The 25632-nt window shown below is 58.7% G+C and carries 26 protein-coding genes and 1 tRNA gene; 20 read left to right on the top strand and 7 right to left on the bottom strand.

Translation table 11 applies throughout. The annotated features are described in order from the left end of the window. The first annotated feature begins 122 nt into the window (after positions 1–122). The 14 genes from ACJ8J1_RS17535 to ACJ8J1_RS17470 all read left to right on the top strand — a co-directional run bounded on the left by ACJ8J1_RS17535 (position 123) and on the right by ACJ8J1_RS17470 (position 12833). Positions 123–752, top strand: coding sequence for a phage baseplate assembly protein V (locus ACJ8J1_RS17535; RefSeq protein ID WP_442520395.1), 630 nt, complete (start codon positions 123–125; stop codon positions 750–752). Continuing rightward, positions 749–1099, top strand: a complete 351-nt coding sequence (locus ACJ8J1_RS17530; RefSeq protein ID WP_442520394.1) for a GPW/gp25 family protein — start codon at positions 749–751, stop codon at positions 1097–1099. Before ACJ8J1_RS17535 ends, ACJ8J1_RS17530 begins: the two co-directional genes overlap by 4 nt. A gap of 4 nt (positions 1100–1103) precedes the next feature. Next, positions 1104–2012, top strand: coding sequence for a baseplate assembly protein (locus ACJ8J1_RS17525; RefSeq protein WP_442520393.1), 909 nt, complete (start codon positions 1104–1106; stop codon positions 2010–2012). Further along, a complete protein-coding gene (locus tag ACJ8J1_RS17520; protein ID WP_046687838.1) occupies positions 2005–2538 on the top strand; it encodes a phage tail protein I in 534 nt (177 codons plus the stop codon). The genes ACJ8J1_RS17525 and ACJ8J1_RS17520 overlap by 8 nt, the downstream gene beginning before the upstream one ends. A gap of 9 nt (positions 2539–2547) precedes the next feature. Further along, positions 2548–5121: a phage tail-collar fiber domain-containing protein gene (locus ACJ8J1_RS17515; protein ID WP_442520392.1), complete on the top strand. Its 2574-nt coding sequence runs from the start codon at positions 2548–2550 to the stop codon at positions 5119–5121. Position 5122: 1 nt separating this feature from the next. Continuing rightward, on the top strand, positions 5123–5644 hold the full coding sequence (locus ACJ8J1_RS17510; protein ID WP_442520391.1) for a tail fiber assembly protein: 522 nt from the start codon (positions 5123–5125) through the stop codon (positions 5642–5644). Positions 5645–5920: 276 nt separating this feature from the next. Further along, the gene (locus ACJ8J1_RS17505) at positions 5921–7090 is read left to right on the top strand and encodes a phage tail sheath protein (RefSeq protein ID WP_308324822.1); all 1170 of its coding nucleotides are present in this window, start codon (positions 5921–5923) and stop codon (positions 7088–7090) included. Positions 7091–7105: 15 nt separating this feature from the next. Further along, positions 7106–7615 (top strand): phage major tail tube protein, encoded by a 510-nt coding sequence (locus ACJ8J1_RS17500; protein WP_442520390.1) that lies wholly within the window; start codon positions 7106–7108, stop codon positions 7613–7615. A gap of 53 nt (positions 7616–7668) precedes the next feature. After that, positions 7669–7950: a phage tail assembly protein gene (locus ACJ8J1_RS17495; RefSeq protein ID WP_442520389.1), complete on the top strand. Its 282-nt coding sequence runs from the start codon at positions 7669–7671 to the stop codon at positions 7948–7950. A gap of 32 nt (positions 7951–7982) precedes the next feature. Further along, complete coding sequence (locus tag ACJ8J1_RS17490; protein ID WP_442520388.1) at positions 7983–8105, top strand: GpE family phage tail protein; 123 nt, start codon at positions 7983–7985, stop codon at positions 8103–8105. Further along, the gene (locus ACJ8J1_RS17485; RefSeq protein WP_442520387.1) at positions 8098–10872 is read left to right on the top strand and encodes a phage tail tape measure protein; all 2775 of its coding nucleotides are present in this window, start codon (positions 8098–8100) and stop codon (positions 10870–10872) included. Before ACJ8J1_RS17490 ends, ACJ8J1_RS17485 begins: the two co-directional genes overlap by 8 nt. Before the next feature lie 2 nt (positions 10873–10874). Continuing rightward, on the top strand, positions 10875–11360 hold the full coding sequence (locus ACJ8J1_RS17480; RefSeq protein WP_442520418.1) for a phage tail protein: 486 nt from the start codon (positions 10875–10877) through the stop codon (positions 11358–11360). Then, complete coding sequence (locus ACJ8J1_RS17475) at positions 11357–12505, top strand: phage late control D family protein (RefSeq protein WP_442520386.1); 1149 nt, start codon at positions 11357–11359, stop codon at positions 12503–12505. The genes ACJ8J1_RS17480 and ACJ8J1_RS17475 overlap by 4 nt, the downstream gene beginning before the upstream one ends. Before the next feature lie 97 nt (positions 12506–12602). Next, positions 12603–12833 (top strand): DNA-binding transcriptional regulator, encoded by a 231-nt coding sequence (locus tag ACJ8J1_RS17470; protein WP_071824297.1) that lies wholly within the window; start codon positions 12603–12605, stop codon positions 12831–12833. Between the two features lie 411 nt (positions 12834–13244). On the opposite strand, the gene ACJ8J1_RS17465 is transcribed toward ACJ8J1_RS17470, so the two are convergent. Further along, positions 13245–13320, bottom strand: a tRNA-Ile gene (locus ACJ8J1_RS17465). A gap of 146 nt (positions 13321–13466) precedes the next feature. Between ACJ8J1_RS17465 and mug the strand changes: the two genes are divergently transcribed. After that, positions 13467–13955: a G/U mismatch-specific DNA glycosylase gene (gene mug / locus ACJ8J1_RS17460; protein WP_033644588.1), complete on the top strand. Its 489-nt coding sequence runs from the start codon at positions 13467–13469 to the stop codon at positions 13953–13955. Positions 13956–13971: 16 nt separating this feature from the next. After that, complete coding sequence (locus ACJ8J1_RS17455; RefSeq protein ID WP_033644589.1) at positions 13972–14424, top strand: nuclear transport factor 2 family protein; 453 nt, start codon at positions 13972–13974, stop codon at positions 14422–14424. A 55-nt stretch (positions 14425–14479) separates the two neighbouring features. Here ACJ8J1_RS17455 and rpoD read toward each other — a convergent pair whose 3' ends face one another. The 3 genes from rpoD to rpsU all read right to left on the bottom strand — a co-directional run bounded on the left by rpoD (position 14480) and on the right by rpsU (position 18579). Continuing rightward, a complete protein-coding gene (gene rpoD, locus ACJ8J1_RS17450) occupies positions 14480–16321 on the bottom strand; it encodes an RNA polymerase sigma factor RpoD (RefSeq protein WP_025304326.1) in 1842 nt (613 codons plus the stop codon). Positions 16322–16478: 157 nt separating this feature from the next. Further along, a complete protein-coding gene (gene dnaG / locus ACJ8J1_RS17445; protein WP_025304325.1) occupies positions 16479–18227 on the bottom strand; it encodes a DNA primase in 1749 nt (582 codons plus the stop codon). Positions 18228–18363: 136 nt separating this feature from the next. Next, positions 18364–18579, bottom strand: a complete 216-nt coding sequence (gene rpsU / locus ACJ8J1_RS17440) for a 30S ribosomal protein S21 (protein WP_001144069.1) — start codon at positions 18577–18579, stop codon at positions 18364–18366. A 325-nt stretch (positions 18580–18904) separates the two neighbouring features. On the opposite strand from rpsU, the gene tsaD reads away from it, so the two are divergent. Then, the gene (tsaD, locus tag ACJ8J1_RS17435) at positions 18905–19918 is read left to right on the top strand and encodes a tRNA (adenosine(37)-N6)-threonylcarbamoyltransferase complex transferase subunit TsaD (protein ID WP_004937199.1); all 1014 of its coding nucleotides are present in this window, start codon (positions 18905–18907) and stop codon (positions 19916–19918) included. Between the two features lie 30 nt (positions 19919–19948). On the opposite strand, the gene plsY is transcribed toward tsaD, so the two are convergent. Beyond that, positions 19949–20593, bottom strand: a complete 645-nt coding sequence (gene plsY, locus ACJ8J1_RS17430) for a glycerol-3-phosphate 1-O-acyltransferase PlsY (RefSeq protein ID WP_033644590.1) — start codon at positions 20591–20593, stop codon at positions 19949–19951. A gap of 107 nt (positions 20594–20700) precedes the next feature. Here plsY and folB point away from each other — a divergent pair, with 107 nt between their 5' ends. Both folB and bacA read left to right on the top strand, forming a co-directional pair. Beyond that, positions 20701–21060 (top strand): bifunctional dihydroneopterin aldolase/7,8-dihydroneopterin epimerase, encoded by a 360-nt coding sequence (gene folB, locus ACJ8J1_RS17425; RefSeq protein ID WP_033644591.1) that lies wholly within the window; start codon positions 20701–20703, stop codon positions 21058–21060. Positions 21061–21192: 132 nt separating this feature from the next. Beyond that, positions 21193–22017 carry an undecaprenyl-diphosphate phosphatase gene (bacA, locus tag ACJ8J1_RS17420; RefSeq protein ID WP_033644592.1) on the top strand — a complete coding sequence of 275 codons (825 nt, stop codon included), beginning with the start codon at positions 21193–21195 and terminating at the stop codon, positions 22015–22017. A gap of 40 nt (positions 22018–22057) precedes the next feature. Here bacA and ACJ8J1_RS17415 read toward each other — a convergent pair whose 3' ends face one another. Continuing rightward, positions 22058–23302, bottom strand: a complete 1245-nt coding sequence (locus ACJ8J1_RS17415) for a multifunctional CCA addition/repair protein (RefSeq protein WP_033644593.1) — start codon at positions 23300–23302, stop codon at positions 22058–22060. 122 nt (positions 23303–23424) lie between these two features. After that, complete coding sequence (locus ACJ8J1_RS17410; protein WP_033644594.1) at positions 23425–24045, bottom strand: TIGR04211 family SH3 domain-containing protein; 621 nt, start codon at positions 24043–24045, stop codon at positions 23425–23427. Positions 24046–24322: 277 nt separating this feature from the next. On the opposite strand from ACJ8J1_RS17410, the gene ACJ8J1_RS17405 reads away from it, so the two are divergent. Beyond that, a complete protein-coding gene (locus ACJ8J1_RS17405; RefSeq protein ID WP_033644595.1) occupies positions 24323–25630 on the top strand; it encodes a CYTH domain-containing protein in 1308 nt (435 codons plus the stop codon). Positions 25631–25632 lie beyond the last annotated feature (2 nt).

The raw sequence follows: 25632 nt of genomic DNA, 5'->3' as shown, positions 1-25632 counted from the left end.
ATTTATTATCTGCGTCAAATAGGACCAAGGATATTTATTTTTGAGTAGATTAGCTAGTTGTTTCTTCTCTACTCCAACTACATAAAGTTGTCTACATCCATGCCGGGCGGCATCCTCCCAGCATGAACAATCAACACGACATTTTGCGCCTGCTGCGCAACCTGATCCGCATCGGCACTGTGAGCACCGTTGACCTTGATAACGGTCTGTGCCGCGTTGAAACCGGCGGCAATCTTACCGACTGGCTTAATTGGCTATCTTTCCGCGCCGGGCGTACCCGCAGCTGGTCGGCGCCTTCCGTAGGCGAGCAGGTGCTGCTCTTTGCGCTGGGCGGCGAACTCGATACCGCTTTTGTGCTGTGTGGCGTTTTCTCCGATGACTTCCCGGCCCCGTCTGCGTCGGCGGATGCGCTGCATATCGCGTTCCCTGATGGCGCAGTCATCGAGTATGAACCGGAAACCGGCGCGCTGAGCGTGTCCGGTATTAAAACTGCCAATGTGCAGGCGTCGGAGTCCATCACCGCCAGCACCAAAGTGGTGATCGTTACGGCTGACAAAATCACGCTCGATGCGCCGGAGGTGGTCTGCACCAACAAACTCACCACCGGCACGCTGGAAGTGAAAAAAGGCGGGGCGATGCGCGGGAACATTGAGCACAGCGGCGGCTCGTTCTCATCCAACGGCGTTGTTGTTGATACGCACGCCCACGGCGGCGTCCAGACCGGCGGCGGGAAAACGGGGAAACCAACATGAACAGCGCCAAATATATCGGCATGAACCGAGGCACCGGCCGCACGCTGACGGACATCGAGCATATTCGCCAGTCCGTGGCGGACATCCTGATCACGCCGCTGGGTTCGCGCCCGATGCGCCGGGCTTATGGCTCGTTACTCTCTGAGCTGCTCGACCAGCCGCAGAACGACGCGCTGCGCCTGCAGATCATGGCCGCCTGTTACAGCGCGATTTTGGCGTGGGAGCCGCGCGTCAAGCTGACCGGCATCGCTTTTAATACCACCTATGACGGCAAGATGGTGATCGACATCACCGGCACCCGCACCGATGCCCCCGGCGCGCTGTCGCTGTCTGTTCCTGTGAGCTGAAACCATGGCAACGATTGACCTTTCACAGCTGCCCGCGCCGATCGTCGTTGAGGTGCTGGATTATGAAGATATTTTGGCGGAGCGTAAGGCGACGCTGATTTCGCTTTACCCGGAGGAACAGCGGGAGGGCGTCGCGCGCACGCTGTCGCTGGAGTCGGAGCCGATCGTTAAGCTGCTGCAGGAGAACGCTTACCGCGAGGTGATTCTGCGCCAGCGCGTCAACGATGCTGCGAAAGCGGTGATGCTGGCGCACGCCACCGGCGAAGATCTCGACCAGCTCGGCGCCAACTTCAACACGCCGCGACTGGTGATCACCCCGGCGGATGAAAGCACTATCCCGCCGACACCGGCAGTCATGGAAACGGATGAAGATTACCGCCTGCGTCTGCAGGATGCTTTCGAAGGCATGAGTACGGCGGGATCGGCCGGTTCCTATCGTTTTCACGCCCGCTCGGCTGATGGCCGGGTGGCCGATGTGACAGCAATCAGCCCATCACCGGCTAACGTGACCGTCACCGTGTTGTCACGAGACGGCGACGGCACCGCCAGCCCCGAACTGCTGCAGGTTGTCCGCGATGCGCTGAATGATGAGGACGTTCGCCCGGTCGCCGATCGCGTCATCGTGCAATCAGCCAAAATTGCCCCGTATGTTATCGAGGCCGTTTTATACCTGTATCCCGGCCCGGAAGTGGCGCCCATCCTTGACACCGCAAACAAACGGCTACGCGCCTATGTGCAAAATATGCGGCGCTTCGGGCGCAGTATCCGGCGCTCAAGCATGAATGCGGCATTGACCGTTGAAGGTGTCGAACATGTGGAAATCATCAAGCCTGCTGCTGACATCGTGCTGGATAAAACGCAGGCGGGTTACTGCACCGGCGTGAACATTACCCCAGGGCGAGCCGATGACTAACCGTCTATTGCCTGTCGGCTCCTCACAGCTGGAAGTTGCCGCCGCCGCCGCGTGTGCTGAGCTGGAGCGCGTGCCGGTTCCCCTGCGTGATCTGTGGAACCCGAAAACCTGCCCGGTGCATCTGCTGCCCTATCTGGCGTGGGCGTTCTCTGTCGATCGCTGGGATGAGGCGTGGCCGGAGGACGTGAAGCGGGGCGTAGTTTCGGCTGCGTTCTACATTCACCGGCACAAGGGCACCATCGGCGCCGTGCGCCGCGTGGTGGAGCCGCTCGGCTACCTGATTAACGTTATCGAATGGTTCCACACCGACGGCGCCGATCCGCCCGGCACCTTCCGGCTGGATATTGGCGTACTTGAAACCGGCATTACCGAGGAAATGTATCAGGAAATGGAGCGCCTGATCGCCGACGCCAAGCCCCTGAGCCGCCACCTGATCGGCCTCAACATTTTGCAAGACATCCCCGGCCGGATTTACACCGGCGCGGCCGCCATTGATGGCGATGTCATTACCGTTTACCCCGGATAAGAGAAAATCATGAATAAATACAAAGCGATTATTACCACCGCTGGGGCGGCCAAGATTGCCGCCGCCAGCGCGGGCGGCACGCAGTTGAAAATCGTGTCTATGTCCGTCGGCGACGGGAACGGCACGCTGCCGACACCTAACCCGGCCCAGACCAAGCTGGTCAACGAGAAATACCGCGCGGCACTCAACGGGCTGACTATCGATAAGGCGCTGAAAAATCACATTCTGGCCGAGATGATTATTCCGGCGAACGTCGGCGGGTGGTGGTTGCGTGAAATGGGCCTCTATGACGAGGCCGGGACGTTGATTGCCGTCAGCAACATGGCGGAGAGCTACAAGCCGAAGCTGGAAGAGGGCAGCGGCCGCACGCAGACGCTGCGCATGATCCTGATTGTCAGCAGCACCGAGGCGATTCAGGTGATCGTCGGTGGCGACACCGTGCTGGCGACCAAGGATTTTGTGGCCGACGCGATCGCCGCGCATGAGAAAACCCGAAACCACCCGGACGCCAGCACCACGGCGAAAGGGCTGGTACAGCTGAGCAGCGCAACGACCAGCACCGACGAAACGAAAGCCAGCACCCCGAAGGCGCTTAAAGCTGTCAGTGATGCCAGCATGAAAAAGGCCGCGAACCTCTCAGACCTGACCGACAAGGCCGCCGCGCGCGGCAATTTGGCGTTAGGTACGGCCGCGACGAAAAACGTCGGGGTAGAGGGCGGGCAACTGATGGAGGTCGGCGCATTTGGATTGGGAAGCGGCTCACGTCACCGGGAAGATGCGTATTGCAATCAGGCTGAAATCTACCGGGTTAATAGTTCGTCAAAAAATACGCCGGGCGGCGATGTTTATGGCGTGCTGAGTTTGCCCTGCGACGGTGGGCCGTCGGGCGCGTATATGGCGGTACAAAACAACGGCAACGCATTCTTTGGCCGTTCGAATATCCCCAGTAATGGGGTGGTGTGGTTTCAGGCTTACACGACGAAGTTTAAACCAACTGCGGCAGACGTTGGCGCATGGAGTAAAACAGAATCCGATGGCCGATTTGTAAAACAGAGCGGAGACACAATGAGCGGCCCGTTAGCGCTGCCGCGTGTCGTATTCCCGAACGAAAATACCGCCAATGCTGACGATGACTTAAATCGCGAAAATGGCTTCACCGTTGAATCACTGGTTGCCTCTGCTAATAAGGGCTACCCCGTACCGGGTGGCATGGGGGTGTTGTTTACCGGCAAAGTGAACGAATTCCGCAATGTGCAATTTGCCGTAGGCTCCGGTGACTTGGCGTTTTACTTGCGCTCGATGCGAAAAGACAGCGCGGCTTCGCTCCGCTGGGCGCGAGTGTACACCACGGACTACAAGCCGACGGCGGCAGATGTAGGCGCCCTGACGGACGCACAGGCCGCGCAGAAATACGCGCTGCGCTCTATCAAGGTAAACGGCAAGCCGCTGTCTACGGACGTTAACCTGTTGGCCGGTGATGTCAACGCATGGAATAAGACCGAAGCTGACGGCCGCTATGTGAAGCGCACCGGCGACACGATGAGCAACACGCTAAACCTGCCGCGCGTGGCATTCCCCAGCGAGTCCGCGCCGCCGGTAAATGCCGACGATGACCTGACGCGGCCAAACGGATTCACGCTGGAGCAATTGGCGGCCCAATCGAAGGGTTATCCGATGAATGGAGCGGTCGGTAATCTGCTGACCTTCAAATTAAATCGTTATCGCAATGTGCAGTTTGCGATCGGCTCCGGCAATACGGATTTCTGGTTACGCTCGATGCGTGATGACACCCCGGAAACAGCCCGGAAGTGGGCGCAGGTATACACCACGGACTACAAACCGACTGCGGCAGATGTCGGCGCGCTGACCGACGCGCAGGCCGCCCAGAAATACGCGCTGCGCTCCATCAAGGTGAACGGTAAGTCGTTGTCCGCTGATGTGAATTTGTTGGCCGGTGACGTTAACGCCTGGAATAAAACCGAAGCAGATGGCCGCTATCTGGCGAAGACTGGCGGGCAGCTAACCGGGACGCTAAAGACCAGCGCGGAGATCCAATCTACCCACATTGATAATTATCGCATGGTCGGCGGCGGGTTCGGTTCCTTCTGGCGCAATGACGGCAACCGGCTTTATCTGCTGCTGACAAACGAAAATGACCAATACGGCACATTCAACGCCCTGCGTCCGTTCTCTGTGGATGTCAGAACCGGCGCCGCCGCTTTTGAGTCGGGTATTCATATCGGCGGTAAATGGCCTGCGATCACCACCTCTAGCGGGACGACGTGGCACCCTGACGGCAACGTTCAGGGTAGCTGCTGGGGCGGCTACCTCAGCAACTGGCTTAATCAAAATATCTCGGCTGCGCAGAACAATGCGCAGAACTGGGCCTATCAGAATTTGGTTCAGGGTGTGCGCATGGCCGGGCGCACGGTTATCGCGGATACCGGCGGGCGCATCGATTTACCGTCGGGCTGTGTTTATACCGGCATGTCCGGCTCAAACTACAACCCCTCAATCTGGGGCGCTTATTCAGCGGTTCAGGTGCTGATTAACGGCACATGGGCAACAATTGGAACGGTGTAAAATGCAACACATTAAGAATTTGAAAAGATACACGCCGGAAGAATTATTCCTCGGCGAGAACGTGATTTATCTTCAGGATGATAACGGTATTGACTGGTACGCTGCGCAAAAATTGTTTTCGCCGGACACCGTAAAACTGGCTTATGACGAAAGCGGCATTATCTGCGCGATTAACAGCGATGTGTCGATGCTGTGGCCGATTGGCTTATCGGTTATTGAGCTGAACCCAACGAAACTACCAAAGCGCTGTCTGGCTAATGGTGAGTGGGTGTTTGACGGTAAGAAGGTGAGCCAGCGCGCCTATTCTGCCGAAGAAATGATGGCGAGGGCGGAAGCCAGAAAAAATGAATTACTGGCGATCGCGGGTAAGGCTGTTGTGCCGCTTCAGGATGCTGTTGATTTGGATATGGCGACCGAGGCAGAAAAAGCGCTGTTGGCGGACTGGAAAAAATACCGCGTGACGCTGAATCGTCTTGATATGTCAGCCCCGGAAATGGACTGGCCGGTGGCGCCCGCCGCCTAAGAAAAAAGCCCGCAGCGATGCGGGCTTTTGTATTTGCGGTATTCCCTGATGTTGCCGCATCTACCTTTCGACATTACCCCGCCCGGCTAAAATCCGTCCAATTGATTGCATAGATCAATACAGCGTTATTGATCGGCGCGAGCGATCGTTATTTCCTCCAAAATCCCCCAATCCGGCCCTGCCTGTTGTCTGGTCTGCCTTCTAGCACCCACCGCGTGCGGCCCGGCGCGCCGGGCGTCATCATGCCTGCACCTACTCACCACCAGGAGCAAATTAATGGGCGATTATCATCACGGCGTGCGCGTCGTCGAAATCAACGACGGCACCCGCGTTATTTCCACCGTATCGACGGCAATCGTCGGCATGGTCTGCACGGCGGAGGATGCCGACGCGTCGGTTTTCCCGCTCGATACCCCGGTACTGATCACCGACGTGCTGGCCGCTTCCGGCAAGGCCGGTAAAAAAGGCACGCTGGCGGCGTCGCTGCGGGCGATCGCCGAACAGGCGAAGCCGGTCACGGTGGTTGTTCGCGTTGCCACCGGCAAAGACGCGGCGGAAACCACCTCCAACATCATCGGCGGCGCGAACGCTGAAGGCCGTTACACCGGCATGAAAGCGCTGTTATCTGCACAGGCTGAGCTGGGCGTTAAGCCGCGCATCCTCGGCGTGCCGGGGCTGGATAATCAGGAGGTCGCGACGGCGCTCGCCGGGATTTGCCAGCAGTTGCGCGCGTTCGGCTATATCAGCGCCCACGGCTGCAAAACCGTGCAGGAGGCGATTAAGTACCGCGACAATTTCAGTCAGCGCGAGCTGATGCTGATCTGGCCGGATTTTGTCAGCTGGAACACCACCGCCAACCAGAGTGACATCGCCTATGCCACCGCCCGCGCGCTGGGCCTGCGTGCCAAAATTGACACGGAAACCGGCTGGCATAAGACGCTTTCAAACGTCGGCGTTAACGGCGTGACCGGCATCACCGCCAGCGTGTTCTGGGATTTGCAGGCGCCCGGCACCGATGCCGACCTGTTAAACCAAGCCTGCGTCACCACCCTTATTCGCAAAGACGGCTTTAAATTCTGGGGTTCCCGCACCTGTTCCGATGATCCGTTGTTCCTGTTCGAGAACTACACCCGCACCGCGCAGGTGCTGGCCGATACCATGGCCGAGGCGCATCTATGGGCTGTTGACCGCCCGGTAACGCCTACGCTGGTGCGTGACATGATTGACGGTATCAACGCGAAATTCCGCGAGCTGAAATCCGCCGGGCTGATTATCGACGGCACTTGTTGGTACGACGAAAGTGCCAACACCAAGGAAACCCTGAAGGCGGGCAAGCTGTTTATCGATTACGACTACACGCCGGTGCCACCGCTGGAAGATTTAACCCTGCGCCAGCGCATCACCGATCGCTATCTTGCGACGTTTGCGGCATCCGTGAACCGCTAAAGGAGACGTTAGAACATGGCACTGCCGAAAAAACTGAAATACCTGAACCTCTTCAACGACGGCTACAGCTACATGGGCGTGGTGTCCTCGCTGACGCTGCCGAAGCTCACCCGCAAGCTGGAGAAATACCGGGGCGGCGGCATGAACGGCGCGGCCTCCATCGATATGGGGCTGGACGATGACGCGCTGGCCGTTGAGTGGTCGATGGGCGGCATTGATGAGCTGGTGCTGAAGCAGTGGGGCGCCGTCGATACCGTGCCGCTGCGCTTTGCCGGTTCCTTCCAGCGTGACGACACCGGCGAGGTGTCCGCTGTGGAAGTGGTGATGCGTGGCCGCCACAAAGAAATCGATTTTGGCGAGTACAAGCAGGGCGAGGATACCGAAACCAAGGTTTCCACCGAGTGTACTTACTTCAAGCTGACCGTGGACGGCAAAGAACTGATCGAAGTCGATACCGTGAACATGGTCGAAAAGGTCAACGGCGTTGACCGGCTGGCCGAGCATCGCAAGGCGATCGGCCTGTAATTTTTGTGCCAGCCTGCCGGGCTGGCCCTTTCCCCCTGATTTGAGAGAACACCATGAAAGACGCAAAAGAAAATACCGTTACCCTCGATACCCCGATCCAGCGCGGTGAAACCACCATCACCGAGGTGCAGGTGATTAAACCGAACGCGGGCGCGCTGCGCGGCGTCGGGCTGGCGGCGATCGCCAACGCCGATGTTGACGCGCTGCTGGTTGTGCTGCCGCGTGTGACCGTGCCGAACCTGACAAAAGAAGAATGCGCGCGCCTGGAATTGCCGGATTTGGTGACGCTGGCCGGGAAAGTGGTCGGTTTTTTGTCGCCGAACTCGGCGGCGTAATCCCCGACACCCGGCTGGGCGTTGATGACCTGATGGCGGACATCGCGGTGATCTTCCACTGGCCGCCGTCTGAAATGGCCGGAATGACGCTCACGGAGCTGTTGAACTGGCGCCTCAAGGCACTGCAACGCAGTGGAGTTAATCACGATGAGTAAAAGCCTGCAGCTACAGGTGCTGCTGAAGGCCGTAGATCAAGCCACCCGCCCGCTAAAGAGTATCCAACAGGCAAGCAAACAGCTTGCCGGTGACATCAAAACCACGCAGCAAACCCTCAAGGCTCTGGACGCGCAAAGCGCCCGGATTGAGGGATTTCGCAAGGCGCAGGGACAGCTTGCCGTTACCGGCAAGGCACTCAAGAAAGCCAAGGAAGAGGCGGCCGCGCTGGCCGTCCAGTTCAAGGCGACGGAAAAGCCCACGGCGCAGCAAGCGCGCTTGCTGGAGGCATCAAAGCGCGCCGCCGCCGAGCTGCAAACGAAATACAACGGCCTGCGCCAGTCGGTGCAGCGCCAGCGTGACGCGCTCAACGCTGACGGCATCGCTACCCGGAACCTGAGCGCAGAACAGCGCCGGTTGAAGGCCAGCGCCAGCGAAGCCACGACAGCGCTGGGCCGCCAGCGAGGCGAGCTGGAGCGTCTGAGTCAAAAACAGGAATCACTGAGCCGCATTCAGCAACGCGCGCAGGCGGGGAAAGCACTGGGGGCAACCGTCCGTAATCAGAGTGCTGTCGGGCTGGGTGTTGCCACGGCGGCAGGGTATGCGGAAAGCCGCTTTATGCTGCCGGGTGTGCAATTCGATAAGCAGATGTCAGACACGCAGGCCACGCTCGGACTATCGAAGAACGACCAGCAACTGGCCGCCATTCGCCAGCAGGCACGGGATATTGGCGCCACGACCGCGTTTTCGCCGACGGATGTTGCCCGCACGCAATCGGTGCTCGCCAAGTCGGGCTTTAACGGCGATGCCATTCTGAAATCGACCGAATCAACGGTAAATCTGGCGCTGGCCTCAGATCTGGACATCGCCGACGCGGCCGACATCATCACCAACATGCAATCGGCGTTTAACATGCCGATCGGTGAGATCCAGCGCGTCGCGGACGTGATGACCAAAGGCTTCACCAGTTCGAACAGCAACCTGATGGACTTTGGCGAGGCGATGAAATACGTCGCGCCGATCGCCGAAGCGGCCGGGGCCAGTATCGAGGACACTACCGCCTTGCTGGGCGTGTTGGCCGATAACGGCATCAAGGGGTCTATGGCCGGTACGGCGGCCAGCGCGATGTTTACGCGGTTACAGGCGCCTGTCGGGCAGGCGGCTGATGCGCTGTCAGAATTGGGCGTAAAAACAAAGGACGGCAAAGGGAACATGCTGCCGATTGAGGGCATCCTGAAAAAAATCGACAGGTCATTTAAAAAGCATAAGCTCGGCACCGCGCAGCAGGCCGAATACCTGAAAGTCATTTTCGGTGAAGAGGCAATGAAGGGGGCGATCAAGCTGATTGATGCCGCCGGAAACGGCAAGTTAGACGCGAAAAAACAGACGGTAACGGACTCCAAAGGGGCAACAGAAAAGATTGCCAAGACGAAAACGGATAACCTCGACGGTGATTTAAAAAATATGTCCTCTGCCTTTGAGGATATTCAGATCGAGGTGTTCGATAAACAGGACTCCGGGCTGAGGAAACTCACCCAAAGTGCAACAAAATGGCTTGGCGTCGCCGGTCAGTGGGCAAAGGATAACCCGGAGTTATCCGGCACGCTGTTTAAGCTGGTGCTGGCGCTTACGGCAGTGATCGGCGGAATGGCAATTCTGGGGTTTCTGGCCGGGCCAGTAATCACCGGTTTTAGTTTGTTAATGGGGCCAACACTTAACCTAACCAAAGGGCTGTTTAGGCTGAGCGGAGTTGCCGCTAAGTTTTCGTTTAAGGGACTGATCGGCGCCGCTCGTGGGCTTGGCACCGTGATGAAGTTTACCGGCGGCGTGGTTGGCCGCACCCTGCTAACGATGGGCGGCGGTATGCTCAAACTGATGTCAATCGCTGGGCGCTTGTCGTTTGTCGGTCTTGTAAAGGGACTGCGCTTTGTGGGAACGGCGGTGATGTGGCTGGGCCGCATCATGATGGCTAACCCCATTCTGGCAGTGATCGGCTTGATTGCCATGGCGGCCGTTTACATCTGGCAGAACTGGGAAGCGCTGGGGCCAAAGTTCCAGGCGGTCTGGGAAACGATAAAAAATGCCACCCTGGGGGCATGGGCTGGGATTACTGCAGCGACGGCGGAGGCGTGGGAAAACGTTAAACAAGCGACAAGGGAGGCATGGGAAAACCTCAAAGCATGGCTGACGGGCCAATGGGATGATCTTGTAGGAACGGCCAAGGCGCTGCCGGGGCAGTTCAAAGAAGCCGGGATGAACATGATTAACGGGGTCATTGACGGCATTAGCGAGCGTTGGCAGGCGCTGAAAGACAAGTTTTCCGGCCTCACGGATATGCTGCCGGACTGGATGAAGTTTGGCGACGATGAGGCGGAGGTTAACCCGTCGATTTCATACAATCGCCCGGCACCTGAGCTGATGCCGGGGCCGGGCTATGCGGGGGCATTCGACAAGGGCGGCATCATCCCGCGCGGCCAGTTCGGCATCGTCGGCGAGCGTGGCCCGGAAATAGTCAACGGCCCGGCCAACGTCACCGGGCGCCGGAAAACGGCGGCGCTGTCGGCGGCGATGTTATCGCTGTCAACGCCGGTGATGGCGTCGGCACCGGCTGCTGCACCTGCCACGGCGCCAGCCCCGATCACGATTCAGGTGTACGGCGCCCCCGGCCAAGACGCGGCCTCCATTGCGCGCGAAGTATCGCGCCAGCTCGAGGCCGAACGACGCAAACAAGCGGCCGCCGCGCGCAGCCGCATGACTTACGGAGATTAATGATGATGCTAACGCTGGGGCTGTTTGTTTTTATGCTGCAGACGCTGCCTTATCAGTCAATGAATCGCAACGCGGAATATCGCTGGCCGAGCAACGGCCGCGTTGGCCTGCGCCCGGCGGCGCAATTTCTGGGCATGGATGAGGAAACCATCTCGCTGTCAGGGGTGTTGCTGCCGGAGATCACCGGCGGCCGCTGGTCATTGCTGACGCTGCAATTGATGGCCGAGCAGGGCCGGGCGTGGCCGCTCATTGAGGGCACCGGCACGATTTACGGCATGTTTGTGATCGAGTCGATTTCTGAAACGCACTCCGAGTTTTTCGCCGACGGCAGCCCGCGCCGCACAGAGTTCACGCTCAACCTGAAGCGGGTCGATGAATCCCTGTCTGCGATGTTTGGCGATCTGCGCCAGCAGGCCGGGGAACTGTACGATAAAGCCGGAGAGGTGGCCGGGAAGGCCGCCGGTGCTATGGGAGGACTGTTATCATGATCACCGGCGTAAGCCTGCCAGCGGGGGCGCGAGTCGCCCCGGATTTTTCGCTGTTGCTGCAGGATAACAACATCACGCAAAACATCCGTAAGCGGCTGATTTCGCTGTCGCTGACGGATAACCGGGGCTTTGAGGCCGACCAGCTCGACATCGAGCTGGACGACAGCGACGGACTGATGGCGATGCCTCAGCGCAATGCGGTCCTGTCGCTGGCGCTCGGCTGGCAAGGCTCGCCATTGACGCCCAAGGGCCAGTTTACGGTCGATGAGGTCGAACACCGGGGGGCGCCGGACACGCTGACTATTCGCGCGCGTAGTGCGGATTTTCGCGGCTCGCTGAACACCCGTCGCGATGAGTCATACCACGACACCACCTTGGGCGACATTGTGCAGAAGGTCGCTGCGCGCAATAAGCTGAAAGCCTCGCTGGCCGCTGGTCTGGGGAGAATCAAAATCAGCCATATCGACCAGACGCAGGAGACGGACGCTGCATTTATTACCCGACTTGCAACGCTCAACGGCGCGGTGGCGGCGGTGAAAAATGGCGCTTTACTGTTGTTGCGACCGGGGAATGGCGCCACGGTAGGCGGGAAGCCGTTGCCGGTGTATACCATCACCCGGCAGGATGGCGATCAGCACAGTTTCAGCATTGCCGATCGGGATGCCTACACCGGCGTAACGGCGAGCTGGCTCAATACAAAACAGCCGAAGCCGAAGAAAGTGAAGCTGCAGCGCAAGCCAAAAGAGCAGCATTTGCGCGCGCTGCAACACCCTAAGGCGAAGCCGGGCAGCAGCAAAAAAACGGGGAAACCGGCGGAGGCGGCGAAAGGCGACTATCTGGTGGGGGCTGATGATAACGTGTTTGCGATCACCAAAATTTACGCCACCAAGGCCGCAGCAATGCGTGCCGCACAGGCCAAGTGGGAAAAGCTTCAGCGCGGTGTGGCTGAGTTCTCGCTGTCGCTTGCCATGGGGCGTGCTAACATCACGCCGGAAACGCCGGTACGCGTCAGCGGGTTTAAAGCGGCGATCGATGCGCAAGACTGGATAGTGAGCAAAGTCACACACAATCTCAGCAATAGCGGCTTTACGACGGCGCTGGAGTTTGAGGTTTTGCTATCGGATGTGACTTATGATGTAACTTGAGGTTGATTTTATAATTGTAAATTAGCTTAAAGTTACTTTTGTTTCCGATCGCGAGCGGTATTATCGCGGCAATTGAGCCAGTGACGAGGAATTAAACATGTTTCATTGCCCGCTTTGCCGAACGGCAGCCCATGCCCGCACCAGCCGCTATCTGAGCCAACAAACGAAAGAGCGTTATCATCAGTGCCAAAACATCAATTGCGGCCACACGTTCAAAACGATGGAAACCTATCAATGCGCGATCATGACACCTGGGAGAGTTGACGCAGTTCCGCCGCATCCTGTTGGTGCCAGTGTGGCAGGGCAGCAACAGGTTATGTGGATGTGATCGGCTTAGAGATATAACCCGCTATATGCGGGTTTTTTTATACCTGAAAATGGTAAATCGTAATGTTTCGTTTTTTGCATCTGCTCAGCTAAAGAAAATCAGATAAAGAATAGGGATGATAATAGCCAGACCTATTATCCCAAGCGCAGTTTCTGCGAATTTAATGACTAAGCTGGTTTTGGCTCCGCAGTGTGGGCAAGTTTGGGCCGATGTCGAAACCTCATGTTTACATTCTTTGCACTTTTTCAAGGCCATTACACAATATCCTTTTGAGCCGAAAATCATCGAGGTGCGTGCCTTGCGTGGGGCTGTTGCCTTTACTGGTGAGGCAATTTTGAGGCACTGGCTATCTGAAAGTAAAAAGCCACCTCTTGAGAGGTGGCTTAAGGCGCTGTTATATAAGCTAAAATTTGGTGGCCCCTGTTGGGTTTGAACCAACGACCAAGCGATTATGAGTCGCCTGCTCTAACCACTGAGCTAAGGGGCCAAGCCGCGAGATTATAGGGAATCCTTAAGCGGCGGTCTACTGTTACCCGCCCGTATGTTGCTTTTCTGCGCAGTTCTAGCCTGTTGTAATTGCTGGCGGATTTTGCGATAACCGCAGTAAATCCCTGCAATGGACTCACGATACTCATGGAACTTCTGGCGCCTGGCCTGCGGGTGGTGTTTTGCGGCATCAACCCCGGCCTTTCTTCCGCCCATCAGGGCTACCCTTTCGCCAACGGCAGCAACCGCTTCTGGAAGGTGATCCATCAGGCCGGCTTTACCGAGAGCCAGTTGGCACCGGAGCAGTGGCAGCAGCTGAAGGATAACGGCTGCGGCATTACCGCGCTGGTGGCGCGCCCGACGGTGGCGGCCAGCGAGCTGTCGCGCGACGAGTTGCGCAGCGGCGGTGAGGCGCTGCAAGAGAAGATCCTGCGCTACCAGCCGCGCGCGCTGGCGATTTTAGGCAAGCAGGCGTTCACCACCGCCTTCGGGGTGAAAAACGCGCCCTGGGGCAAGCAGGCGATGATGCTGGGGCAAACCGAGGTGTGGGTATTGCCCAACCCCAGCGGATTGAACCGCGCCACGTTGGAGCAGCTTACCGCCAGCTATCGCGAGCTGTTCCTGGCGCTGCAATGACATAAGGGAGTATGCGATGACATCGATAATGAAAGGCTGTGTGATGGTGCTGTTATTGGTGACCGGCGCTGCACAGGCGGGGCATTCACCACAGGAAGCGCGCAACAAGCAGAACGTGCTGGAGTTTTATCGGCAGGGGCTGAACAACAAGGATTTTGCGGCGGCGCGGCCGTTTTTGGGGGAACAGTACAAGCAGCATAACCCCAACGCCATGGACGGCGTGGCGGGTTTTCGTCAATTTGTCGAGCTGCTGAAAACGCGTTACCCCAACTCGCACAGTGAGGTAAAACAGGCGTTCGTCGACGGTGACTATGTGATTTTGCATGTGGAAGTCAGCGGGCGCGAGGCCGGCAAGACAGCGGCGATCATCGATATCTTCCGTCTCGACGGCGCCGGAAAAATCGTTGAGCACTGGGACGTGACGCAGCCGGTGCCGGAGAAGACCGCCAGCGGCAACAGCATGTTCTGAGGCATAAAAAAACCCCGGCAGGCCGGGGTTTTTGTTTTGAGTGCAACCGCCGGACTTAGTCGTCCAGGAAGCTGCGCAGCACTTCGGAGCGGCTTGGGTGACGCAGCTTGCGCAGCGCCTTGGCTTCGATCTGACGAATACGCTCACGGGTAACGTCAAACTGCTTGCCAACCTCTTCCAGCGTGTGGTCGGTGTTCATGTCGATGCCGAAACGCATGCGCAGCACTTTCGCTTCGCGCGCGGTCAGGCCGGCCAGCACGTCGTGGGTGGCGGAACGCAGGCTTTCCGAGGTCGCGGAATCCAGAGGCAGCTCGAGGGTGGTATCCTCGATGAAGTCGCCCAGATGCGAATCTTCGTCGTCGCCGATCGGCGTTTCCATCGAGATTGGCTCTTTGGCGATCTTCAGCACTTTGCGGATCTTGTCTTCCGGCATCAGCATGCGCTCGGCCAGCTCTTCCGGCGTCGGCTCGCGGCCCATCTCTTGCAGCATCTGGCGCGAAATACGGTTGAGCTTGTTGATAGTCTCAATCATATGCACCGGGATACGGATGGTGCGCGCCTGGTCGGCGATGGAGCGGGTGATAGCCTGACGGATCCACCAGGTGGCGTACGTCGAGAACTTGTAGCCGCGGCGGTATTCGAACTTGTCTACCGCTTTCATCAGGCCGATGTTGCCTTCCTGGATCAGATCCAGGAACTGCAGGCCGCGGTTGGTGTATTTCTTGGCGATGGAAATAACCAGACGCAGGTTGGCCTCAACCATCTCTTTCTTCGCGCGGCGAGCTTTCGCTTCACCGATCGACATGCGACGGTTGATGTCTTTGACCTGCTCGATGGTCAGGCCGGTTTCTTCTTCGATCTGACGCAGTTTCTGCAGGCTGCGCTGCACGTCTTCAGCCACGTCTTTCAGCTTTTCCGACCATGGCTTGGCCATCGCCAGTGCGGCTTCGAACCAGGAATCGCTGGTTTCGTTGCCGGCGAACAGGGTGACGAAGTTTTTCTTCGGCATTTTGCACTGTTCAACGCACAGCTTCATGATGATGCGTTCCTGGGTGCGAACGCGGTCCATCATGGTGCGCATGCTGTTGACCAGGAAGTCGAACTGTTTCGGCACCAGGCGGAACTGCTTGAACACTTCAGACAGCTTCAGGATCTCGTCCGCGGCGCTGGCGTGGCTGCGGCCGTTCTTTTTGATCACCAGACGCGTCGCTTCATACTGATCGCGCAGTTCGGCGAACTTCTGACGCGCCAGCTCAGGATCGATGCTGTTGTCGTCTTCGGTGTCGTCGTCTTCGGCATCCTCATCTTCTTCGTCGTCGTCTTGCTCTTCGCTCGACAGTTCGGAACCGATGTGGGTCGCGGTTGGGGCGATGTCCTCTTCCGCGTTAGGATCGACGAAGCCGGTGATCAGATCGGACAGGCGCGCTTCGCCCGCTTCGACGCGATCGTACTGCTCAAGCAGGTAGGTAATGGCTTCCGGGTATTCGGCAACCGAGCACTGCACCTGGTTGATGCCGTCTTCGATGCGCTTGGCGATGTCGATTTCGCCTTCGCGCGTCAGCAGTTCGACGGTACCCATTTCGCGCATGTACATGCGCACCGGGTCGGTGGTGCGGCCGATTTCGGATTCCACGCTGGACAGAACCTGTGCGGCGGCTTCTTCCGCATCTTCGTCCGTGCTGTTCGAGTTTTCGGCGAGCAGCAGGTCATCGGCGTCCGGTGCTTCTTCCATCACCTGGATGCCCATGTCGTTAATCATCTGGATGATGTCTTCGATCTGATCGGAGTCGACGATATCTTCCGGCAGATGGTCATTGACCTCAGCATAGGTCAGATAGCCTTGCTCCTTACCACGGGTGACAAGTAGCTTCAGCTGTGACTGCGGGTTTTGCTCCATAAGACGGTATCCACACTTCAGAGTATTTAGGTTGGTGTCGGTCGGCGAAACCGCCAACAATAGCATTTGGGGCGTTTTCGTTATCGCCGCGGCCCACTATGGCGGCACTGTGCAGGGCTCTGCCCTCGCAATTATCGGCACTTAAGCCGTTTGGTATTCAGTTTTTCTTCGCTAAAACCTGGTTGAGGGAACGGACTTCTTCACGTTCCTCCGGGCTCAGGCCGCGCGTTCTGGCCTGCGCGATCAGCGTTTCCAGCCGTTGCTCGAGCACCGAGTCGTACAGGCTGGCCAACGTATCCAAAAAGGTCTGTTCGACCATGTCCTCAACGATCATATGGTTCCAGGTCGCCAAGGTTTCAAGCTGCTGGCTGAATTTGTTGTCGCGATACAGCTCCAGCAATTGCCCGGTTGTCAGGCCCGGCTGCGCCAAACAGGTCTGCACCAGTTCGACGAACAGCGGCAATCCCGCCTGTTTGGTCTGCTCCAACCCTTCCAGCGAAGGGATAAGTGTAGCCAACTGCGGATTTTGCACCAGTAACCCTATCAGTATACGCATGGTTGTGCGTTTTAGCTGGGGCGCCTGATAAGGATTCGCATTTTCAGCCTGCTTGGGCATCAGCTTGTCGAGCTGGCTGTCGTCCAGCAGCCCCAGCTTGTTGCCGAGCTCCTGACGCAGGTACAAGCGCAACGTTTCGCCCGGCACCTGAGTAATCAGCGGCAGCGCCAGCGTGCTCAGCTTGGCGCGCCCGTCCGGGCTGCTCAAATCCACCTGCGGCAGCAGGCTTTCGAACAGGAAAGTGGACAGCGGCTGCGCCTGCTCCATTCGCTGCTCGAAGGCTTCTTTGCCTTCCTTGCGCACCAGGGTGTCCGGGTCTTCGCCATCGGGCAAAAACATGAACCGCAGCTGGCGCCCGTCGTTCAGGTACGGCAGCGCGGTTTCCAGCGCCCGCCAGGCCGCTTCGCGGCCGGCGCGGTCGCCGTCGTAACAGCAGACGACGTTGTCGGTGGCGCGGAACAGCAGCTGAATGTGTTCAGCCGTCGTCGAGGTTCCGAGCGAGGCGACGGCATAATCGATGCCGAATTGCGCCAACGCCACCACGTCCATATACCCTTCCACCACCAGCAGCCGCTGCAGGGTAGGGTGATTCTGCTGTGCTTCATACAGGCCGTACAGCTGGCGGCCCTTATGGAAAACTTCGGTTTCCGGCGAGTTCAGGTACTTGGGCATGCCGTCGCCCAGCACGCGGCCGCCGAAGGCGATGACGCGCCCGCGCTTGTCGCGGATGGGGAACATCACCCGTTCGCGGAAACGGTCGTACGAACGCCCCTGATCGTTAGTCACCAGCATGCCGGCATCGTTCAATGCGCGGCGCGAGTCGGCGTCGCGGCCGAAACGCTTCAGGGCGTTGTCCCATCCCGCCGGCGCGAAGCCGATGGCGAAATGGCGAATAACGTCGTCACTTAATCCGCGCTGCTGCAAATAGCTGCGCGCCGGCGCCCCGGAGGACTGCTGCAGTGACTGTTGATAGAACGCGCTGAGCTGTTCCATCAGTTGGTATAGGCTCTGGCGCTGATGGCGTTCGATCTGGGTCGGCCCGGTGCCCGCTTCGTAAGGCACTTCCAACCCGTGCATGGTCGCCAGCTCTTCGATGGTTTCGACAAACTCGAGTCGGTCGTAATTCATCAAAAAGTCGACGGCGTTGCCGTGCGCACCACATCCAAAACAGTGATAAAACTGCTTTTCGCCATTAACGGTAAATGAAGGCGTCTTTTCGTGGTGGAACGGACAGCACGCGTGGTAGTTCTTGCCTTGCTTCTTGAGCTTCACGCGGGCGTCGATCAAATCGACGATGTCGGTGCGAGCCAGCAAGTCATTGATAAATACGCGCGGAATTCGTCCAGCCATAAGCCCTTACTTCATTAGCCTATAAACGAGAACAAGCCGCGCATTCCTTTCGGAAAGCACGGCCTTCGTATGCAACTACTCGGTCTGCGCGATTTTGAAAATCAGAAATTCACGCGGTGGGGTTGCCCCCGAAGAATTAATACAGACGAGTGCGGCGTGCGTTTTCGCGAGCCAGTTTCTTCGCGTGACGTTTCACAGCAGAAGCTTTAGCGCGTTTACGTTCGGTAGTTGGTTTTTCATAAAACTCACGACGACGAACTTCAGCTAAAACACCCGCTTTTTCGCAAGAGCGTTTGAAACGACGCAGAGCAACGTCAAATGGCTCGTTTTCACGTACTTTAATTACCGGCATGTGCCTCTCACCTCAATAAAATTCGGTTTGCTGCTGGCCAAGCGCCAGCCTTTTCAAAATGGTGCGGAATTTTACTCCAATGGATGCTGCTTTGTAAAGCATCACCGCAAATTGAAACCCGCGTCGCTCTGCCGCAACGTGCGCAATTTTGCACCGGGCGCTGATTATAGACTAATCAGAAAAAAATGCTCGTGTTTAATCGCTCGGGCATTTTCTGGATGAATCATCGACATAGGCGCGGACCGGTGACAAGATGCGCCGCATCGGCGGTAAATGCGGCGGAATGTGGTAGACTGGCGGCCGCACGTGAATGATGGGAAATGTAATGCGAGTACTGGGTATAGAAACGTCCTGCGATGAAACCGGAATTGCAGTGTATGACGATCAAACCGGTTTGTTGGCCAACCAATTATACAGCCAGGTGAAGCTGCACGCCGACTACGGCGGCGTGGTGCCGGAACTGGCCTCCCGCGATCACGTGCGCAAAACCGTGCCGCTGATTCAGGCGGCGCTGAAAGAGGCCAACCTGACCCCGGCCGATATCGACGGCGTGGCTTATACCGCCGGGCCGGGCCTGGTAGGCGCGCTGCTGGTCGGCGCTACCGTCGGGCGCGCGCTGGCGTTCGCCTGGAACGTGCCGGCGGTGCCGGTGCACCACATGGAAGGCCACCTGCTGGCGCCGATGCTGGAAGATAACCCGCCGGCGTTCCCGTTCGTCGCGCTGCTGGTCTCCGGCGGCCACACTCAGCTGATCAGCGTCACCGGCATCGGTGAATATGAACTGCTGGGCGAGTCGATCGACGATGCCGCCGGCGAAGCGTTCGACAAAACCGCCAAGCTGCTCGGCCTGGATTATCCCGGCGGGCCGATGCTGTCGAAGATGGCGCAGCAGGGTACGGCGGGGCGTTTCACCTTCCCGCGGCCGATGACCGATCGTCCGGGGCTGGACTTTAGCTTCTCCGGCCTGAAAACCTTCGCCGCCAACACCATCCGCTCCAACGGCAACGACGATCAGACGCGTGCCGACATCGCCCGCGCCTTCGAGGATGCGGTGGTGGATACGCTGGCGATCAAATGCAAACGCGCGCTGGAGCAAACCGGCTTCAAACGCCTGGTGATGGCCGGCGGCGTGAGCGCTAACCGTACGCTGCGCGCCAAACTGGCGGAGATGATGCAGAAACGCGGCGGGGAAGTGTTCTATGCCCGCCCGGAATTTTGCACCGACAACGGCGCGATGATCGCCTATGCCGGCATGGTGCGGCTGAAGAGCGGCGCCAACCCGGAGCTGAGCGTGTCGGTGCGGCCGCGCTGGCCGCTGGCGGAACTGCCTGCGGTATAAAACAAAGGGCCGGATTATCCGGCCCTTACGTTATTCGTCTTTCGGCTGGTCGCCGTTATCCTCATCCGCGTCGTTTTTCTTCTTGCGGAACTTGCCCCAAATCTTGCCTTCCTGGCCGCGCCACAGGCGCTGAATATTGTCGTGATGCCGCATCAGGATCAGGCAGGAGAGCATCGCCACCGGGAAGGTGAACTGCGGTTTGAACCACCAGACGTAGAACGGGGCGATCAGCGCGCTGACGATGGCGCCGAGCGAAGAGTAGCCGCTGAGCAACACCGTCAGCAGCCAGGTGCCGGTCATCAGGCCGGTCAGATCCCAGCCGATAGGCGCGATGGCGCCAAACGCCGTCGCCACGCCTTTACCGCCGCGGAAGTGGAAGAACACCGGATAGATGTGCCCAAGACAGGCGGCGATCGCCGTCAGGCCCAGATACAGCGGCGGCACATTGAGTTTGTAGGCCAGCCAGACCGGCAACATCCCTTTCAGAATATCGAACACCAGCACCGCCGCCGCCGCCAGCCGGCCGCCGATGCGCAGGACGTTGGTCGCTCCGGGGTTTCCTGAGCCATGTTCACGCGGGTCCGGCAGCCTGGCGATCCGGCAAACCAGGATCGCGCTCGAAATCGAGCCGCACAGATACGCGAAGATAATCATGCCAAGCGCGGTAGCACTCATAACGCGGTTCCGTTTAATAATGGTCGTTTTACTCGCAACATCTATGGATAATACGCACATTCCGCTGGAAGTGGTATCCGGCAAGGCCAAAAACAGAGAATGACGTGATGGATATCGTATTTATTGAAGAGATTACCGTAATTACCACCATTGGCGTTTATGAGTGGGAACAGGGCATTCGTCAGAAGCTGGTGTTCGATATCGAAATGGGCTGGGATAACCGGCCGGCCGCCGCCAGCGACGACGTAAATGACTGTCTGAGCTATGCCGACGTCAGCGATGCCGTGATCCAACACGTGGAGTCGAACCGGTTCGCGCTGGTGGAGCGCGTAGCGGAGGAAATATCTGAAATTTTGCTCCAGCGCTTCAATTCCCCCTGGGTCCGTATTAAGGTCAGCAAACCGGGCGCTGTAGCACATGCCAATCGGGTCGGCGTGATCATTGAGCGCGGCACCCGTCCCGCATGATTTTATGTCATCTGCTTGCAACGAAAGACCGTTAACCTGGTCTTAATCCTGAGAATTGTTTTAGCGGCATTGTCTTTAAGCATTGCCGCTTTTTTATGTGATAGCCGTTATTTTATGGGGTGAGCGAAGCACATGGCAGACATGCATTCACTGTTTATTGCGTTTGTTCTTGGGGTTGTCGAGGGATTAACCGAATTTTTGCCGGTGTCTTCCACCGGGCATATGATCATCGTCGGCGAGTGGCTGGGCTTTACCGGCGACAAAGCCAAAACCTTTGAAGTCATTATCCAGCTGGGGTCGATCCTGGCCGTCGTCGTGATGTTCTGGCGCCGGTTGTTCGGTCTGATCGGCATCCATTTCGGCGGCAAGCCGGTGGAGCACGAAGGCAAAACCAGCGGCCAGCTGAAGCTGGGGCACATCCTGCTGGCGATGATCCCGGCGGTGGTGCTGGGGCTGGCCTTCCATGATTTCATCAAGTCGCTGTTTGCGCCGAAAAACGTGATGTACGCGTTGGTGGTCGGCGGCCTGCTGCTGCTGGCGGCGGAATGGCTGAAGCCGAAGAAGCCTAGCGCGGAAGGGCTGGATGACATCACTTACCGTCAGGCGTTCATGATCGGTTGCTTCCAGTGTCTGGCGCTGTGGCCGGGCTTCTCCCGTTCGGGTTCCACTATCGCCGGCGGCATGCTGGTGGGCGTGAACCGCTATGCGGCGTCCGAGTTCTCCTTCATTCTGGCTGTGCCGATGATGATTGGCGCCAGCGGCCTGGATCTGTATAAGAGCCTGCACTTCCTGACCTGGGGCGACCTGCCGATGTTCGCCGTCGGTTTCGTCACCGCCTTCGTGGTGGCGCTGGTTGCGATCAAGACCTTCCTGTCGCTGATCAAACGCATCTCGTTCGTGCCGTTCGCTATCTACCGCTTTATCGTGGCGGCCGTGGTTTACATGGTGTTCCTGTAAGCCTTCACGCCAAGAAAAAACCCCGCTCCGCGGGGTTTTTTTATGCCTGATCGTTGATGATGGTTTGGGTGAGCTTCCACTCGGCCAGCGCCTGCTGGCGGCGGCGTTTGAGCTCGTCGCGGATCGCGGTGCCCTGCAGCCCGCTGGCCACCACCTCTTTAATCGATACCGCGTTCGCCACCTGATACGCCTGGCGCAGATAGTCGCCCTGTGGATAGGGATTCTCCTCAAAGCCGGTACGGCCGCGCGCGTCCGCCTCGCTGGTCAGGATCATCTGCTCCAGCCGGTGCGGCTTGCGCCAGACGTCGATGGCGTCGAACAGCTTCAATAGGGTCTCCGGCCGCAGCTTGTTCACGGTGTGGATCAGATCATGGTACTCGGCCACCAGCTTGCTCAGATCGCGCACCGGGTTAGGCACCCGCAGCCGCTGGCACAGCGCCTCAACCAGCCGCACGCCGGCCGGGCCGTGGCCGTGGTGATGCGGCCAGAACTCTTTTGGCGTCAATCCCTTGCCGAGGTCATGGCACAGGGTGGCGAAGCGCACGTCCACCTCCGGCGTGAGGCGGGCGGCGATCGCCAACGCCATCAGCGTGTGCACGCCGGTGTCGATCTCCGGGTGCCACTTGGCGGGAGCCGGCACGCCGAACAGCGCGTCGATTTCCGGGAACAGCACCGCCAGCGCATCGCAGTCGCGCAGCACCTGAAAATAGACCTGCGGGCTCTGGCTTTGCAGCGCCTTTTCCGTTTCTTTCCAGACGCGTTCGGCGGTCAGCGCGGCCAGTTCACCGCTGTGCGCCATCCGGCGCATCAGGGCGAGCGTTTCGTCGGCGATGCGAAAACCCAGATGGGCGAAGCGGGCGGTGAAGCGCGCCACGCGCAGTACGCGCAGCGGATCTTCGCCGAAGGCGTCGGAAACGTGGCGCAGCACGCGCGCCTGCAGATCGGCCACGCCGCCGTAAGGATCAATCAGCTCCCCCTCGGCGGAACGGGCGATGGCGTTGATGGTCAGATCGCGCCGCAGCAGATCCTCCTCCAGCGTGACGTCCGGCGCGGCATAGCAGGTAAAACCGGTGTATCCCTGGCCGGATTTGCGCTCGGTGCGCGCCAGCGCGTACTCCTCGTGGGTGTCGGGATTGAGGAATACCGGAAAGTCTTTGCCGACCTGCTGGTAGCCCAATGCCAGCAGCTCGGCCGGCGTGGCGCCCACCACCACCCAATCATGATCGACCACCGGAATGTCGAGCAGGCTGTCGCGAACGGCGCCGCCGACCAGATAAATCTGCACTGTTGACTCCTGAATATCGTGTAAGGCTCTGTCTATCAGATTACATGAATTGGCCGCGGGATGTCGGCGCCAATGAAAAGGGCGCCCGCAGGCGCCCATACTCAAACTGAACGATACTGAGATCAGTTCATCCAGCGATTGTTGTTCTTGCGGCGCGGGATCAGGTGCGGCAACAGCAGGCCCAGCAGCAAGCCGACGCCGGCGACGCCGCCGCCGTACATGAACCACTGCAGAATAATGGTGCGCTGTTTGTCGTCGAGCTGCAGGTTAACGGCGTTAACCTTCTTCTGCGCGACCACCAGCTGGTTTTTCAGATCCTGGTTTTCCTTCTGCAGGCTGCTGATGGTGCTGTCGCTGCCCGCGACTTTTTCCTGCATTTCCGCCGTGCGCTGGTTCCAGGTGTTATCGATGTTGGCCAGCTTGTCGGTCAGGGTTTTCACCTGCTGTTCCAGCTCGGGCACGCGGGTGCGCAGGCTCGGCGTCTGGCTGAGCTGATCGAGTGGGATCCAGGTGGTGCGGCCTTTCGGATCGCGGATCTGGCCGTAGTTGGTGCTGTCGTTGACGCTCAGCAGGGTGACTTCTTCACCGGCGTTCAGAGTGCCGACAATACGGTACTGATTACCTGGGCCGCTATGGACGTAAGTGCTTAACTCATCGGAGATATAGCGTTTATCTTCGGCATGTGCGCCCCAAGTGATGCTGAAGCTCAGCGCGGCAAGGCAAATCAGGCGTAATTTCTGCATTAGTTCATCGTTTCTTGGTGAATTTATGGAACGATAGTAGAGCGTTCAGTCTGACGACGCAACGCCAAAACCGGAATGAGAACTATCTTACTGTGGCTGATTCTGTGAGTTGCGCGGCGTTTTATAACGTAACAGGTTTTTTCTACAGTTAGCAGGGTTAAGGCGCCGGGAATCGCGGTAAGATAACGGCAACTGTGCGTCATTGGGCAGTATGCGGCGGCCGAACGCGCCGCGCTGAAACAGACGTGAATGCATAACTTATTGGTGTTAAAGAATTATGACCGTTGAAATTGAACTGAAATTCATCGCCGCGCCGCAAGCGGTGGCCGCTCTGCCGCAATGGCTTGCCGCCTGGCCGCATCAGCATTCCGCGCCGCAAAAACTGACCAACATTTACTTCGAAACGGCCGATAACTTCCTGCGCAATCACGACATGGGGCTGCGCATTCGCGGTTTCGACGATCGTTATGAGATGACCATCAAAACCGCCGGTAAAGTGGTGGCCGGCCTGCACCAACGTCCGGAATACAACGTCGCTATCGCCGAGCCGCAGCTGGCGCTGGCGCAGTTTCCTGCCGACATCTGGCCACAGGATTGTGATATCGCGGCGCTGCAGCAGGCGTTGCAGCCGCTGTTCCGTACCGACTTTGCGCGTGAAAAGTGGGTGGTCACTTACGGCCAAAGCGAGATCGAGATTGGCTTGGATCAGGGAGAGGTGCGTGCCGGTGACCTCAGCGAAGCCCTGAGCGAGATCGAACTGGAGCTGCTGAAAGGCAACACCGCCGATCTGCTGGCATTGGCCGGCGAGCTGGCGGCCCATGGCGGGCTGCGTCAGGGCAGCCTGAGCAAGGCGGCGCGCGGCTACCACCTGGCGCAGGGCAATCCGCCGCGCGAGGTGCGCCCGCTGCGGGTGCTGAAGCCGGCGGCGAAGGCGACCGTGGAGCAGGGGATGATCGCCGCCTTCGAGCTGGCGCTCAACCATTGGCAGTACCATGAGGAGCTGTGGCTGCGCGGCGATGCGCAGGCGCGCGGGGCGGTCCTCGAAGCGGTCGGCACCATCCGCCAGGCGCTGGTGATCTTCGGCGGCCTGGTGCCGCGCAAGGCCAGCGCCGATCTGCGCGCCCGCCTGACCGAGCTCGAACCGCTGTTGGCGGACAAAGCCGCGCAACCGGAAAGCCTGTGCTACAGCGCGGCCTATCTGCAATGTAAGTTGGCGCTCACATCATGGCTGGTGCGCGGCGCCTGGCGGCCGTTTATCGACGCCAAAGGGCAGGCCAAACTGGACGGTTCTTTCAAACGCTTCAGCGACATCATGCTGGGGCGCAGCGGCGCGGAGCTGAAAGAAGCCTTCAGCCGTACGCTGAACGAAGATGAATATCAGGAACAATTGCCGCGCCTGACGCGTCAGATTTCGGCGCTGGTCCTGCTGTCGGGTGCTTACCCCGACGAGCAGACCGAGCCTTATATCGACGCCTGGCGCGAGCTGCAGGCGGCGCTGAGCGAGCGCCGCCAGGGCTGGTATGAAGCCAGCCGCAAACAGGCCTTATCGCATGCGCCATTCTGGTTAAACGGCGCGCTTCGTTAATC

This window comes from Serratia sp. CY37869, from assembly GCF_052168895.1.
Taxonomy (GTDB): Bacteria; Pseudomonadota; Gammaproteobacteria; order Enterobacterales; family Enterobacteriaceae; genus Serratia; species Serratia ureilytica.
Note: the sequence above shows the minus strand (reverse complement) of the source record. Positions and strands in the feature narration are given on the sequence as shown.

Excerpts from the sequence above, each read along its gene's own strand:
- ACJ8J1_RS17535 (WP_442520395.1), top strand. The coding sequence starts at position 123 with ATGAACAATCAACACGACATTTTGCGCCTGCTGCGCAACCTGATCCGC.
- ACJ8J1_RS17530 (WP_442520394.1), top strand. The coding sequence starts at position 749 with ATGAACAGCGCCAAATATATCGGCATGAACCGAGGCACCGGCCGCACG.
- ACJ8J1_RS17525 (WP_442520393.1), top strand. The coding sequence starts at position 1,104 with ATGGCAACGATTGACCTTTCACAGCTGCCCGCGCCGATCGTCGTTGAG.
- ACJ8J1_RS17520 (WP_046687838.1), top strand. The coding sequence starts at position 2,005 with ATGACTAACCGTCTATTGCCTGTCGGCTCCTCACAGCTGGAAGTTGCC.
- ACJ8J1_RS17515 (WP_442520392.1), top strand. The coding sequence starts at position 2,548 with ATGAATAAATACAAAGCGATTATTACCACCGCTGGGGCGGCCAAGATT.
- ACJ8J1_RS17510 (WP_442520391.1), top strand. The coding sequence starts at position 5,123 with ATGCAACACATTAAGAATTTGAAAAGATACACGCCGGAAGAATTATTC.
- ACJ8J1_RS17505 (WP_308324822.1), top strand. The coding sequence starts at position 5,921 with ATGGGCGATTATCATCACGGCGTGCGCGTCGTCGAAATCAACGACGGC.
- ACJ8J1_RS17500 (WP_442520390.1), top strand. The coding sequence starts at position 7,106 with ATGGCACTGCCGAAAAAACTGAAATACCTGAACCTCTTCAACGACGGC.
- ACJ8J1_RS17495 (WP_442520389.1), top strand. The coding sequence starts at position 7,669 with ATGAAAGACGCAAAAGAAAATACCGTTACCCTCGATACCCCGATCCAG.
- ACJ8J1_RS17490 (WP_442520388.1), top strand. The coding sequence starts at position 7,983 with ATGGCGGACATCGCGGTGATCTTCCACTGGCCGCCGTCTGAAATGGCC.
- ACJ8J1_RS17485 (WP_442520387.1), top strand. The coding sequence starts at position 8,098 with ATGAGTAAAAGCCTGCAGCTACAGGTGCTGCTGAAGGCCGTAGATCAA.
- ACJ8J1_RS17480 (WP_442520418.1), top strand. The coding sequence starts at position 10,875 with ATGATGCTAACGCTGGGGCTGTTTGTTTTTATGCTGCAGACGCTGCCT.
- ACJ8J1_RS17475 (WP_442520386.1), top strand. The coding sequence starts at position 11,357 with ATGATCACCGGCGTAAGCCTGCCAGCGGGGGCGCGAGTCGCCCCGGAT.
- ACJ8J1_RS17470 (WP_071824297.1), top strand. The coding sequence starts at position 12,603 with ATGTTTCATTGCCCGCTTTGCCGAACGGCAGCCCATGCCCGCACCAGC.
- mug (WP_033644588.1), top strand. The coding sequence starts at position 13,467 with ATGGAACTTCTGGCGCCTGGCCTGCGGGTGGTGTTTTGCGGCATCAAC.
- ACJ8J1_RS17455 (WP_033644589.1), top strand. The coding sequence starts at position 13,972 with ATGACATCGATAATGAAAGGCTGTGTGATGGTGCTGTTATTGGTGACC.
- rpoD (WP_025304326.1), bottom strand. The coding sequence starts at position 16,321 with ATGGAGCAAAACCCGCAGTCACAGCTGAAGCTACTTGTCACCCGTGGT.
- dnaG (WP_025304325.1), bottom strand. The coding sequence starts at position 18,227 with ATGGCTGGACGAATTCCGCGCGTATTTATCAATGACTTGCTGGCTCGC.
- rpsU (WP_001144069.1), bottom strand. The coding sequence starts at position 18,579 with ATGCCGGTAATTAAAGTACGTGAAAACGAGCCATTTGACGTTGCTCTG.
- tsaD (WP_004937199.1), top strand. The coding sequence starts at position 18,905 with ATGCGAGTACTGGGTATAGAAACGTCCTGCGATGAAACCGGAATTGCA.
- plsY (WP_033644590.1), bottom strand. The coding sequence starts at position 20,593 with ATGAGTGCTACCGCGCTTGGCATGATTATCTTCGCGTATCTGTGCGGC.
- folB (WP_033644591.1), top strand. The coding sequence starts at position 20,701 with ATGGATATCGTATTTATTGAAGAGATTACCGTAATTACCACCATTGGC.
- bacA (WP_033644592.1), top strand. The coding sequence starts at position 21,193 with ATGGCAGACATGCATTCACTGTTTATTGCGTTTGTTCTTGGGGTTGTC.
- ACJ8J1_RS17410 (WP_033644594.1), bottom strand. The coding sequence starts at position 24,045 with ATGCAGAAATTACGCCTGATTTGCCTTGCCGCGCTGAGCTTCAGCATC.
- ACJ8J1_RS17405 (WP_033644595.1), top strand. The coding sequence starts at position 24,323 with ATGACCGTTGAAATTGAACTGAAATTCATCGCCGCGCCGCAAGCGGTG.